Raw genomic sequence first — 12366 nt, forward strand, 5'->3', positions numbered from 1 at the left:
GATGTGCCTGCTCCTCGTTATCGAATGCCGGAGAAACGTTTCTCCGGCGATGAGCATTTACTCTATTACGATTAAGGAGCGCTTAACAATCTCTCAAATTTGGCTGTAGGAATTAATCAGACGTTTGCGTTATGCGCTGCTCCGCGTCTGCGCTCTCTTTCCAGTATTTCTTCCGCGTTGTTTTACCGATACCGGGATTCATGCTGTTTGTAGGGTCATTCTTGCGATAAAACTGCTTAAGTGCGTCAGGGGCTTTATAAAGATGTCCGACGTTGTGTTCCGCAGGATATTGTGCGCCACGTTCACGCAGAAGGGCGAGCATCTGCTCTTTCAGTTCGTGTGCATCGACCCCTTTCTTGACGATGTAATCCTGATGGAAGACATAGCACATAAAGTGGCCGTAATAGAGCTTGTGCACCAGCTTGCTGTCGATTTCCGGCGGCAGGTGTTCAAACCACTCGGTGTCGTTACGCCGCAGGGCGATATCCAGCGCCAGAATATCTTCCACCTCTTCGGAATGCACCGCCTGATATCGGATGGCGGCACCAGCGGCGGCAAAGCGGTGCAGAAACGCTTTGCTGCCCTCTTCAGGCGTACAGGCAAAGAAATCCCCTTCGGCGGTTTTGAAGAACTCGCTCAGCCAGGCCTGCGCTTCGGCGATCCCGTCTCCGGCCATTTTCAGCAGCAGGTGATGCTCGTACTTGTCGCGCCAGGTTTTCATCCTCTCCGGTAAATGCGCCGGGAAAACGTTGCCCAGCTTCTGCATAAAGCGGTCGGTGAAGTGGGGTTTGAACAGCGACACTTTCTCCAGCATCGCGTCGGTGCGGCCCTTCATGGTAAAGAAGAACGGCATTTTGTCGGTGCCCAGCTTGTCGATCATCAGGAACGTGTCTTTGCCGTAGCGCTCGGCGATGTCGTAAATGTCCCGGTGCATGTACTCGCCCGCCACCGGCAGATGAGTGAATTCGCCCAGAATATGACGACGGATCTCCGTCAGAACCTCAGGCTGGTTGGTGCCGATGTAAAATACCTGCTGCTTTTTCTCTGCCGGGAACGTGTCGAGACGCACCGCAAAAACGGCCAGCTTGCCCGCGCAGCCGGAGGATTCAAACAGGCGATCCGGGTCGGCGTTATAGCGCGCCGGGGTGTCAGCGTTGATATCCCGCACCCGGGTCACGTAGTCATGGTCGTGCGCATGGCGGCCGTCGTGCTGAACGTCTTCGTCCTTCACGCGATCGTCGTCGAGCTTGCTGAGGATCTGTTCCGGCGTCACGCCGAGATCGATCCCCAGATGGTTCACCAGCGTCAGCTTGCCGTTTTCGTCAATACGGGCAAACAGCGACATCTCGGTGTAGGCGGGGCCGCGCTGCACCAGCGAGCCGCCGGAGTTATTGCAGATCCCGCCGACCACCGAGGCGCCAATACAGGAGGAGCCAATCACAGAGTGCGGCTCACGACCCAGCGGCTTAAGCGCTTTTTCGAGGGAGTAAAGCGTGGTGCCGGGGAACGCGAGCACCTGCTCGCCTTTGTCCAGCAGGTGCAGCTTGTCGAGGCGCAGGGTGCTGATAATCACGATGTCGCGATCGTAATCGTTGCCGTTCGGCGTGGAGCCTTCGGTCAGGCCGGTATTGGCGGCCTGCATTAAAATAATCTTGTCGGCGGCGACGCAGGCGCTCAGCACGCGCCACAGCTCCAGCAGCGTACCGGGGAAGACCACTGCCAGCGCCTCGCCCTGACCGGAGCGGAAGCCCTTGCGGTAGCGGGCGGTTTTAGCCGGGTCGGTAAGCAGGTGAGAGGAGCCAACCAGGCGCGACAGTTCGTTAATAAATGTTTTGTTATCGTCAGTTCGAACAGAAGACATCTTCCACTCCTTGTGGTGGGGCAAATTTCTCGCTGTAAAGCATAGCGCGATTAACTGTTAAGCGGTCGAGTATTCACGAGAAAAATCAGAGAATAACCCTGCAACGATCGGAGGGTTTGTGGCACACTGCGCTTTTCGCACGGTATGGCCGAGATCGTCCGGCGGTTATTGATGAGAGAGTAAAACGACATGAAATGGCTATGTTCTGTAGGTGTCGCCGTCAGCCTGGCGCTGCAACCTGCGCTGGCAGAGGATTTGTTTGGCAATCACCCGCTCACGCCTGAAGCGCGGGATGCGTTTGTCACGGAATTGCTCAAGAAAATGACGGTCGATGAGAAAATCGGCCAGCTGCGTCTGATCAGCGTCGGCCCGGATAACCCGAAAGAGGCCATCCGCGAGATGATCAAAGACGGCCAGGTAGGGGCCATCTTTAATACCGTCACCCGTCAGGATATCCGCAAGATGCAGGACCAGGTGATGGATCTCAGCCGCCTGAAAATTCCGTTGTTCTTTGCCTATGACGTGGTGCACGGCCAGCGTACCGTCTTCCCCATCAGCCTCGGCTTAGCCTCCTCCTTTAACCTCGACGCGGTGAAAACCGTCGGGCGCGTGTCGGCTTATGAAGCGGCGGACGACGGCCTGAACATGACCTGGGCGCCTATGGTGGACGTCTCGCGCGATCCGCGCTGGGGCCGCGGCTCGGAAGGCTTTGGTGAAGATACGTATTTAACCTCCACGATGGGTAAAACCATGGTGGAAGCGATGCAGGGCAAAAGCCCGGCGGACCGCTACTCGGTGATGACCAGCGTCAAGCACTTTGCGGCCTACGGCGCGGTGGAGGGCGGTAAAGAGTACAACACCGTCGACATGAGCCCGCAGCGCCTGTTCAACGACTACATGCCGCCGTACAAGGCCGGTCTGGATGCGGGCAGCGGCGCGGTGATGGTAGCGCTGAACTCGCTGAACGGCACGCCTGCGACCTCTGATTCCTGGCTGCTGAAAGACGTGCTGCGCGACCAGTGGGGCTTTAAGGGCATCACCGTTTCCGACCACGGCGCGATTAAAGAGCTGATCAAACACGGTACCGCCTCCGACCCGGAAGACGCGGTGCGCGTCGCGCTCAAGTCCGGCATCAACATGAGCATGAGCGACGAGTATTACAGCAAATACCTGCCGGGGCTGGTGAAGAGCGGCAAGGTGACGATGGCGGAGCTGGACGATGCCACCCGTCACGTGCTGAACGTCAAATACGACATGGGGCTGTTTAACGATCCGTACAGCCACCTGGGGCCGAAAGAGTCTGACCCGGCAGATACCAATGCTGAAAGCCGCCTGCACCGCAAAGAAGCGCGTGACGTGGCGCGCGAAAGCCTGGTGCTGCTGAAAAACCGCCTCGACACGCTGCCGCTGAAAAAATCCGGCACCATTGCCGTGGTGGGGCCGCTGGCCGACAGCAAGCGCGACGTGATGGGCAGCTGGTCTGCCGCGGGCGTGGCGGACCAGTCGGTGACCGTGCTGACCGGTATCAAGAGTGCCGTCGGTGAAAACGCCAAAGTGGTTTACGCCAAAGGGGCGAACGTTACCAACGATAAAGACATCGTGACCTTCCTCAACCAGTATGAGGAAGCGGTCAAGGTCGATCCGCGCACGCCGAAGGAGATGATTGACGAGGCGGTGAACGCCGCGAAGCAGTCTGACGTCGTTGTCGCGGTCGTGGGGGAAGCGCAGGGTATGGCACACGAGGCCTCCAGCCGGACCGATATCACCATTCCACAGAGCCAGCGCGATCTGATCGCCGCCCTGAAAGCCACCGGCAAGCCGCTGGTGCTGGTGCTGATGAACGGTCGTCCGCTGGCGCTGGTGAAAGAAGACCAGCAGGCTGACGCCATCCTGGAAACCTGGTTCGCCGGTACCGAAGGCGGTAACGCCATCGCCGACGTGCTGTTTGGCGATTACAACCCGTCGGGCAAGCTGCCGATGTCCTTCCCGCGCTCCGTTGGGCAGATCCCGGTCTACTACAGCCACCTGAATACCGGTCGCCCGTACAACGCCGACAAGCCGAACAAGTACACCTCTCGCTACTTCGACGAAGCTAACGGCCCGCTGTATCCGTTTGGTTACGGCCTGAGCTACACCACCTTCAAGGTTTCTGACGTCAAAATGTCGTCGCCGAGCCTGAAGCGTGACGGCAACGTCACCGCCAGCGTTGAGGTGACCAACACCGGCAAGCGTGAAGGGGCAACAGTGATTCAGATGTACGTTCAGGATGTCACCGCGTCGATGAGCCGTCCGGTGAAACAGCTGCGCGGTTTTGAGAAGGTCAACCTGAAGCCGGGGGAAACCAAAACCATCAGCTTCCCGATCGACGTAGATGCGCTGAAGTTCTGGAACCAGCAGATGAAATATGATGCGGAACCGGGCAAATTTAACGTCTTTATCGGTGTGGACTCCGCCCGCGTGAATAAAGGCGAGTTCGAGCTGCTGTAACCTTTCCCTCCTTTGCCTCCCCCCGTCCTGCGGGGGAGGCGTCTTACCTTATGCTAAAAAGGCATTTTGACGGTTAATTCCGCCGTTTTAAGCTACGCTTTTCTCTCAAGCCTCTGAAAAAGGCAGCAAAAAAATGAGGATAGCGGAATGACGATTGCAAAGGGGATGTTGGGATCTGCGGTGTTACTGGCGGCGCTGAGCCTGCCGTTACAGGCGGCGGAGCCGGTAAAGGTGGGCTCAAAGATCGATACCGAAGGCGCGCTGCTCGGCAATATTATTTTGCAGGTGCTGGAAAGCCACGGCGTGAAAACGGTCAATAAAGTCCAGCTCGGCACCACGCCCGTTGTGCGCGGCGCGATTACCTCCGGCGAGCTGGATATCTACCCGGAATACACCGGCAACGGCGCATTCTTCTTTAAAGATGAAAACGATCCGGCCTGGAAAAACGCCAAAGCCGGGTATGAGAAAGTCAAAAAACTCGACGCGGAACAGAACAAACTGGTCTGGCTGACCCCGGCGCCGGCCAACAATACCTGGACTATCGCCGTGCGCAAGGACGTGGCGGAGAAAGGGAAGCTGACCACCCTGGCGGATCTCAGCCGCTACCTGGAAGAGAAGGGTGACTTTAAGCTGGCGGCGTCCGCGGAGTTTATCGAGCGTCCTGATGCGCTCCCGGCGTTCGAAAAAGCCTACGACTTCAAGCTCGACCAGGCGCAGCTGCTCTCGCTGGCGGGCGGGGATACCGCGGTGACCATCAAAGCGGCGGCACAGCAAACCTCCGGCGTTAACGCGGCAATGGCCTACGGCACCGACGGCCCGGTGGCGGCGCTCGGCCTGCAAACCCTGACCGATCCTAAAGGCGTACAGCCGATTTACGCCCCGACCCCGGTCGTGCGTGAGGCGGTGCTGAAAGCCTATCCGGAGATTGCCGACTGGCTCAAACCGGTCTTCGAAAAGCTGGATGAAAAAACGCTGCAGCAGCTGAATGCCAGCATTGCCGTCGAGGGACTGGATGCCAAAAAAGTGGCCGCCGACTTCCTGAAGCAACAAGGGCTTGTGAAGTAACGGGAAAAGGCTGTGCCAATAAAATGTCATAACCGCGTCCTGCTGCTGCTGGCCTGTGTGGCCATCGCGGCGGTCGCGTTACCGTTTGTCAATGTTGCCCCAAACCGTCTGATGTCGGGGGAGGGCAAAGCGCTCTGGCAGGTCTGGTCGTTTACGCCCGGGTGGCTTGTGGCATCGCTGGGCGCGTGGGTGATCCTGTCGCTCTGGCAGGGACGCCCAGCGCAGTGGCTGACGCTGTTCCTCTCTGAAGGGTTGTTTATCCTCCTGTTCTGGAGCGCCGGGCTGGCGGCGACGCATATGGCCTCGGCGGAAAGTCCGCTGGCGAGAACCACTATCGGCAGCGGCCTGTGGCTGTGGCTGGCGCTCTGCCTGCTGGCCTGCAGCGATGCCATTCGTCGACTCATCGCCAGCGCCGTCTGGCGCTGGGTGCTCAATGCGCAGATATGGTGTATTCCTTTACTCCTGCTGTTCAGCGGGGAACTGAACAACCTCTCGCTGTTAAAAGAGTACGCCAACCGTCAGGAGGTGTTTGATGATGCCCTCGCGCAGCACCTGACGATCCTCTTCGGTACGCTCGTTCCGGCGCTGCTGGTTGGGATCCCCCTTGGCATGTGGTGCTATCGCCATCCTTCACGCCAGGGCGGGGTTTTTGCCGTGCTCAACGTGATCCAGACCATTCCTTCCGTTGCGCTGTTTGGCCTGCTGATTGCGCCGCTGGCCGGGCTGGTGAAGTCATTCCCGGTGCTCGGAACGCTCGGTGTTGCCGGGACGGGGCTAACGCCCGCCCTTATCGCGCTGGTGCTGTATGCCCTGCTGCCGCTGGTGCGCGGCGTGGTCGCAGGTTTAGGCCAGGTCGCACCTGACGTGCTGGAAAGCGCCCATGCGATGGGAATGAGCGCGCGGCAGTGTTTCTGGAAAATTCAGCTCCCGCTGGCGCTGCCCCTGCTGCTGCGCAGCCTGCGGGTGGTGGCGGTCCAGACCGTCGGCATGGCGGTGATTGCGGCGCTCATTGGCGCGGGTGGTTTTGGCGCACTGGTGTTCCAGGGGCTGCTGAGCAGTGCTCTGGATCTGGTGTTATTGGGCGTGGTGCCCACGATTGCGCTGGCGGTGGTCGTCGACGCATTGTTTGCCTTATGGCTCGCGCTGCTCGGGAGAAGAGCCAATGATTGAATTTCATGATGTCAGTAAAACCTTTGCCGGTCGCCCGGCGGCGAGCCACCTGAACCTGAACTTTGCCGAGGGGGCGTTTTCCGTACTGATAGGCACCTCGGGGTCGGGCAAGTCCACCACGCTGAAGATGATCAACCGGCTGGTTGAGCATGACAGCGGGCTGATTCGCTTTGCCGGGGAAGAGATCCGCAGTCTGCCGGTGCTGGAGCTGCGCCGTCGGATGGGCTATGCCATACAATCTATCGGCCTGTTTCCGCACTGGACGGTGGCGCAGAACATCGCCACCGTGCTGCAGCTGGAAAAATGGTCGCGGGTGAAAATCGCCGATCGTGTTGATGAGCTGATGTCTCTGCTGGGGTTAGAGCCCGCGCTGCGCGATCGCTATCCGCACCAGCTTTCCGGCGGGCAGCAGCAGCGCGTGGGCGTGGCGCGCGCGCTGGCGGCCAACCCGCAGGTGTTGCTGATGGACGAACCCTTTGGCGCGCTGGATCCGGTTACGCGCGGGGCGCTGCAGGCGGAGATGACCCGCATTCACCGCATTCTCGGACGCACGATCGTACTCGTGACGCACGATATTGATGAAGCCCTGCGCCTGGCTGACCATCTGGTGCTGATGGATCATGGCGAAGTGGTGCAGCAGGGCTCGCCGCTTGAGCTGTTAACCTGGCCGAAGAACGACTTTGTGCGCGAGTTTTTTGGCCGCAGCGAGCTGGGCGTCAGGCTGCTCTCCCTGCGAACGGTCAGCGACTATATGCGTCGGGATGCGGTGTCGGTGAGCGGCGAACCGCTGCAGGCGCAGATGAACCTGCGGGATGCGCTCTCCGCGTTTGTCGCGCGCCAGTGCGAGGTATTGCCCGTCTCGGACGCTCGCGGGACGCCGTGCGGAACCTTACATTTTCGCGATCTGCTGGCCGGGGAGGTGACGCGTGAAGGCACTGCGTGATCCGCTCCTCTGGCTGGTAGCGCTCTTTGTCGCTTTACTGTTTCTGATGCCCCACAGCGCGGCGCTGTTTAACAGCCTCTTTCCCGGACTGCCGCGGCCGGTGTATCAGCAGGAGAGCTTCATTAATCTCGCCCTGGCGCATCTCTGGCTGGTGGCGCTCTCAAGCGCCATCGCGGTTGTGCTGGGCGTGGGGGCGGGCATCGCGGTCACGCGGCCTGCGGGGCGGGAGTTTCGTCCGCTGGTGGAGACAATTGCGGCCATCGGACAGACGTTTCCGCCCGTGGCGGTGCTGGCGATAGCGGTTCCGGTGATGGGCTTTGGCCAACAGCCTGCCATCATTGCGCTGATATTATACGGCGTACTGCCGGTTCTGCAGGGCACGCTGGCGGGCATCGCGGCGGTACCTGCGTCCGTGCTGAGCGTGGCGGAAGGGGTGGGGATGAGTCGCGGCCAGCGGCTGCGTAAGGTTGAACTGCCGCTTGCGGCACCGGTTATCATTGCCGGGATCCGCACGTCGGTCATCATTAACATCGGGACGGCGACCATTGCGTCGACGGTCGGTGCTAATACGCTGGGAACGCCGATCATTATCGGCTTAAGCGGGTTTAATACGGCTTATATTGTGCAGGGAGCGGTGCTGGTCGCGCTGGCGGCAATCGTCGTCGATCGCGCTTTTGAGCGGCTCGCGCTGTACCTCAGCCGACACCGCCGCGAACAATAAACGAGTACCCTGCCAGCATCACGCCGCCGATACCGCTTACGGCCATCAGGACAAAAAGGGTAATAATGGCCAGTTTGGTTGCCTTCATCATGTGCTCCTGTTGTTAACGGAACAATTATACGGTGAAGCGCAGCTGTTAATGAACCATTAAATGCCGTTATGGCTCATCCGGGCCAAGGGAATAAACCGGGTAACCATTCTCACGCCATTCCGTCAGCAGCTGTTGCTGCGTGGCGGACGGCACTTCGCCACACCAGACCAGCAGGGTCTGGCCGTCGAAAAACTCAGGTCTGAGCTGCGCCAGCGAGTGCGCCAGGACATCCACGCGCCAGCCCTTCTGGGTGGCAATCCACGCTTCCAGCCACAGGCGGGTGGTATCGTGTACGTTCCAGCCGACAACCAGCGCATCTTTTCCGGCTTTGTTCTTCGCTGAGGCAAGGCAGACGGCAATGTAGTTGATTAGCACCCCGTCGAGCATGCTGAGCAGCGCCTGCAGGGTAGACTGCTGGCACTGCAGGCGTCGACGGAGCGGAATGAAAAGATGGGAGATCAGCGTCTGTGCCGGGTAATCGCGGCCCTGCTCTTTTATCCATGCGCGCAGGCGCTGCAGGTTGCCCGCCTGCAGGAGCCGCAGCAGGGTTTCCTGTTGTTCGCGCCAGAGTTGGTGCGTATCCGGGTCGTCGTGGCTCAGAAGGGACTTCACTTTGCCGACCTGCACGCCGTTGTCGATCCAGCTCTTAATCTCGCGGATGCGGTCGATATCGGCCTCATTGAAAAGGCGATGACCACCGTCCGTTCTCTGCGGTTTGAGTAATCCATACCGTCGCTGCCACGCCCGTAGGGTAACGGGATTGATATCACAAAGGAGTGCCACTTCACCTATCGTGTAAAGCGCCATATTCGCCCCCTGGCTTACGCGTCCCCAGCTTAACTGTAGACCCACTTTTCCGAACCAGGAAGGATTGATTGATTTTTGAACAAACAATGCGAAGCATGCGCGATATTCAGAAAAAGGTGTGATAACGGACACGATTTTGCGCTTTTATGGGATGCTTCAAAGAAAGTTAAGCCGCATCCGTGTATGTTACGCGTTTTTAGCGTGTGCGGTTTTGAGTATGTACGAGTTTAATCTGGTGCTGCTGTTGCTTCAGCAGATGTGCGTGTTTCTGGTCATTGCCTGGCTGATGAGTAAAACGCGCCTGTTTATCCCGCTGATGCAGGTCACCGTACGTCTGCCGCATAAGCTGCTCTGCTACGTCACCTTCTCTATTTTCTGCATCATGGGCACTTATTTTGGTCTCCATATCGAAGACTCTATTGCCAACACGCGCGCGATTGGCGCGGTGATGGGGGGGCTGCTGGGCGGTCCCGTCGTCGGTGGCCTTGTCGGCTTAACCGGGGGGCTGCATCGCTATTCCATGGGTGGGATGACGGCGCTGAGCTGTATGATCTCCACGATTGTGGAAGGTCTGCTTGGCGGCCTGGTGCACAGCTACATGATTAAACGCGGCCGCCCGGATAAAGTCTTCAGCCCGCTCACCGCCGGTGCCATTACCTTTGTGGCCGAAATGGCGCAGATGGCGATCATTCTGCTCATTGCCCGTCCGTTTGAAGATGCGCTGCACCTGGTCAGCAGCATTGCTGCTCCGATGATGGTGACCAATACCGTGGGCGCGGCGCTGTTTATGCGCATTCTGCTCGACAAGCGCGCCATGTTTGAGAAGTACACCTCGGCGTTTTCCGCCACGGCGCTGAAGGTCGCCGCCTCGACCGAAGGGATCCTGCGCCAGGGGTTTAACGAAGAGAACAGCATGAAGGTGGCGCAGGTGCTCTACAAGGAGCTGGATATCGGCGCGGTGGCCATCACCGACCGCGAGCGGCTGCTGGCCTTTACCGGCACCGGGGACGATCACCATCTGCCGGGTAAACCCATCTCCTCAGCCTATACGCTGCGCGCCATTGAAACCGGCGAGGTGGTGTATGCTGACGGCAACGAAGTGCCTTATCGCTGTTCGCTGCATCCGCAGTGCAAGCTGGGCTCCACGCTGGTGATTCCGCTGCGCGGCGAGAATCAGCGGGTGATGGGCACCATCAAGCTGTATGAGGCGAAAAACCGTCTGTTCAGCTCGATCAACCGCACGCTGGGGGAGGGGATCGCCCAACTGCTGTCCGCGCAAATCCTCGCCGGACAGTATGAGCGGCAGAAAGCCCTGCTGACGCAGTCTGAGATCAAACTGCTGCATGCCCAGGTCAATCCGCATTTCCTGTTCAACGCCCTCAATACGCTTAAAGCGGTGATCCGCCGCGACAGCGATCAGGCCGCCCAGCTGGTGCAGTTTCTGTCGACCTTCTTTCGCAAAAACCTGAAGCGACCGTCTGAGATCGTCACCCTCGCCGATGAGATTGAGCACGTGAATGCCTATCTGCAGATTGAACAGGCGCGTTTCCAGTCTCGTTTGCAGGTGTCGCTCTCCGTACCGGATGAGCTGGCGTATCAGCATCTTCCGGCCTTTACCCTGCAGCCGATTGTGGAAAACGCCATTAAGCACGGTACATCACAGCTGCTGGGAACGGGGGAAATAACCATTGCCGCCAGCCGATTCAACCACCACCTGGTGCTGGATATTGAAGACAACGCCGGGCTTTACCAGCCTTCCGCCTCCGGCGGTTTAGGGATGAGCCTGGTGGATAAACGCCTGCGCGCCCATTTTGGCGATGACTGTGGCATTACCGTCGCCTGCGAGCCCGACCGATTTACCCGTATTACCGTACGACTGCCGCTGGAGGAAAACGCATGTTAAGAGTGCTGATTGTGGATGACGAGCCGCTGGCACGGGAAAACCTGCGCGTTCTGCTGCAGGAGCAGCCGGATATTGAGATTGTGGGGGAGTGCGCGAACGCCATTGAGGCCATCGGCGCGGTGCACAAACTGCGCCCGGACGTGCTGTTCCTCGATATTCAGATGCCCCGCATCAGCGGGCTGGAGATGGTCGGCATGCTCGACCCGGAACATCGTCCCTACATCGTGTTTCTGACGGCGTTTGATGAATATGCCGTTAAGGCCTTTGAGGAGCACGCGTTTGACTATCTGCTCAAGCCGATTGAGGAGAAGCGGCTGGAAAAAACGCTCACCCGTTTACGCCAGGAGCGCACGGTCCAGGACGTCACGCTGCTGCCGGAAAACCAGCAGCCGCTGAAGTTTATCCCCTGTACCGGACACAGCCGGATTTATCTTCTGCAGATGGATGATGTGGCCTTTGTCAGCAGCCGTCTGAGTGGGGTGTTTGTCACCAGCGCGGAAGGCAACGAAGGGTTTACCGAGCTGACTCTGCGCACGCTGGAGAGCCGCACGCCGCTGATTCGTTGTCACCGTCAGTACCTGGTGAATATGGCGCATTTGAAGGAGATCCGCCTGGAAGATAACGGCCAGGCCGAGCTGGTGCTGCGCGCCGGGCAAACGGTACCCGTCAGCCGTCGCTATCTGAAGAGCTTGAAAGAGGCGATTGGGCTGTAAAGCTGGTACACTGCGCGCCATTGCATCATCGACATTCGAAGGCTCTATGCTAAGTAACGATATTCTTCGTAGCCTGCGCTACACCCTGAAAGCGAACAATAACGACATGGTGCGCATTCTTGCGCTGTCCGATATGGAATCCACGTCTGCGAGTTTTGACACGTGGATGACCAAAGAAGACGAAGAGGGGTTTGTCCGCTGCCCTGACATTATTCTGTCGGGTTTCCTGAACGGCCTGATTTACGATAAGCGTGGCAAAGATCCGGCCGCGCCAGAGCTGGCGCTGGAGCGTCGCGTGAACAACAACACGGTGCTGAAAAAGCTGCGTATCGCGTTTTCGCTGAAAACGGACGATATCGTGGCGATCATGACCGAGCAAAAATTCCGTGTATCTGTGCCGGAAGTGACCGCCATGATGCGCGCGCCGGATCATAAAAACTACCGCGAGTGCGGCGACCAGTTCCTGCGTAATTTCCTGCGCGGGCTGACCCACCGGGTGCATCACCCGAAGGCGTGATGTTTAGCCGGGTGGCGGCTTCGCCTTACCCGGCCTACAAAACCCGTAGGCCCGTGCAAGCGTAGCGCCGCCGGGCAAAAAAAAGCCG

At 58.9% G+C, this 12366-nt stretch carries 11 protein-coding genes; 8 read left to right on the forward strand and 3 right to left on the reverse strand.

The genetic code is table 11. The features are described from left to right. Window positions 1-112: 112 nt before the first annotated feature. Window positions 113-1861 (reverse strand): D-lactate dehydrogenase, encoded by a 1749-nt coding sequence (dld, locus tag CWR52_RS19905; RefSeq protein WP_104950516.1) that lies wholly within the window; start codon window positions 1859-1861, stop codon window positions 113-115. A gap of 189 nt (window positions 1862-2050) precedes the next feature. Between dld and bglX the strand changes: the two genes are divergently transcribed. The 5 genes from bglX (at window position 2051) to CWR52_RS19930 (ending at window position 8247) form a co-directional block, all read left to right on the forward strand. Continuing rightward, a complete protein-coding gene (gene bglX, locus CWR52_RS19910) occupies window positions 2051-4348 on the forward strand; it encodes a beta-glucosidase BglX (RefSeq protein WP_048028242.1) in 2298 nt (765 codons plus the stop codon). Window positions 4349-4495: 147 nt separating this feature from the next. After that, complete coding sequence (gene osmF, locus CWR52_RS19915) at window positions 4496-5413, forward strand: glycine betaine ABC transporter substrate-binding protein OsmF (protein ID WP_104950517.1); 918 nt, start codon at window positions 4496-4498, stop codon at window positions 5411-5413. A 12-nt stretch (window positions 5414-5425) separates the two neighbouring features. Next, window positions 5426-6583 (forward strand): ABC transporter permease, encoded by a 1158-nt coding sequence (locus tag CWR52_RS19920; protein WP_048028246.1) that lies wholly within the window; start codon window positions 5426-5428, stop codon window positions 6581-6583. After that, window positions 6576-7526: an ABC transporter ATP-binding protein gene (locus tag CWR52_RS19925; RefSeq protein ID WP_104950518.1), complete on the forward strand. Its 951-nt coding sequence runs from the start codon at window positions 6576-6578 to the stop codon at window positions 7524-7526. Before CWR52_RS19920 ends, CWR52_RS19925 begins: the two co-directional genes overlap by 8 nt. Continuing rightward, entirely contained in the window at window positions 7510-8247 is a 738-nt protein-coding gene (locus tag CWR52_RS19930) for an ABC transporter permease (protein WP_048028250.1), read from the forward strand. The genes CWR52_RS19925 and CWR52_RS19930 overlap by 17 nt, the downstream gene beginning before the upstream one ends. Here the strand turns inward: CWR52_RS19930 and CWR52_RS19935 are convergent. Next, a complete protein-coding gene (locus CWR52_RS19935; protein WP_008500895.1) occupies window positions 8222-8335 on the reverse strand; it encodes a protein YohO in 114 nt (37 codons plus the stop codon). The two genes, CWR52_RS19930 and CWR52_RS19935, sit on opposite strands and share 26 nt — an antisense overlap. Window positions 8336-8404: 69 nt before the next feature. Further along, window positions 8405-9145: an HTH-type transcriptional regulator MlrA gene (gene mlrA, locus CWR52_RS19940; RefSeq protein WP_104950519.1), complete on the reverse strand. Its 741-nt coding sequence runs from the start codon at window positions 9143-9145 to the stop codon at window positions 8405-8407. Between the two features lie 217 nt (window positions 9146-9362). Here mlrA and CWR52_RS19945 point away from each other — a divergent pair, with 217 nt between their 5' ends. The 3 genes from CWR52_RS19945 to CWR52_RS19955 are packed head-to-tail and all read left to right on the forward strand — an operon-like array spanning window position 9363 to window position 12278. Continuing rightward, window positions 9363-11048 carry a sensor histidine kinase gene (locus CWR52_RS19945; RefSeq protein ID WP_024908145.1) on the forward strand — a complete coding sequence of 562 codons (1686 nt, stop codon included), beginning with the start codon at window positions 9363-9365 and terminating at the stop codon, window positions 11046-11048. Then, on the forward strand, window positions 11042-11761 hold the full coding sequence (gene btsR / locus CWR52_RS19950; RefSeq protein WP_024908144.1) for a two-component system response regulator BtsR: 720 nt from the start codon (window positions 11042-11044) through the stop codon (window positions 11759-11761). The genes CWR52_RS19945 and btsR overlap by 7 nt, the downstream gene beginning before the upstream one ends. A gap of 46 nt (window positions 11762-11807) precedes the next feature. Beyond that, window positions 11808-12278 carry a DUF1456 family protein gene (locus CWR52_RS19955; protein ID WP_008500891.1) on the forward strand — a complete coding sequence of 157 codons (471 nt, stop codon included), beginning with the start codon at window positions 11808-11810 and terminating at the stop codon, window positions 12276-12278. Window positions 12279-12366: the final 88 nt, after the last annotated feature.

Source organism: Enterobacter sp. SGAir0187 (genome assembly GCF_002952735.2).
Classification (GTDB): Bacteria; Pseudomonadota; Gammaproteobacteria; order Enterobacterales; family Enterobacteriaceae; genus Enterobacter; species Enterobacter quasiroggenkampii.

Excerpts from the sequence above, each read along its gene's own strand:
- mlrA (WP_104950519.1), bottom strand. The coding sequence starts at position 9,145 with ATGGCGCTTTACACGATAGGTGAAGTGGCACTCCTTTGTGATATCAAT.
- osmF (WP_104950517.1), top strand. The coding sequence starts at position 4,496 with ATGACGATTGCAAAGGGGATGTTGGGATCTGCGGTGTTACTGGCGGCG.
- CWR52_RS19945 (WP_024908145.1), top strand. The coding sequence starts at position 9,363 with ATGTACGAGTTTAATCTGGTGCTGCTGTTGCTTCAGCAGATGTGCGTG.
- btsR (WP_024908144.1), top strand. The coding sequence starts at position 11,042 with ATGTTAAGAGTGCTGATTGTGGATGACGAGCCGCTGGCACGGGAAAAC.
- CWR52_RS19935 (WP_008500895.1), bottom strand. The coding sequence starts at position 8,335 with ATGAAGGCAACCAAACTGGCCATTATTACCCTTTTTGTCCTGATGGCC.
- CWR52_RS19925 (WP_104950518.1), top strand. The coding sequence starts at position 6,576 with ATGATTGAATTTCATGATGTCAGTAAAACCTTTGCCGGTCGCCCGGCG.
- CWR52_RS19955 (WP_008500891.1), top strand. The coding sequence starts at position 11,808 with ATGCTAAGTAACGATATTCTTCGTAGCCTGCGCTACACCCTGAAAGCG.
- bglX (WP_048028242.1), top strand. The coding sequence starts at position 2,051 with ATGAAATGGCTATGTTCTGTAGGTGTCGCCGTCAGCCTGGCGCTGCAA.
- dld (WP_104950516.1), bottom strand. The coding sequence starts at position 1,861 with ATGTCTTCTGTTCGAACTGACGATAACAAAACATTTATTAACGAACTG.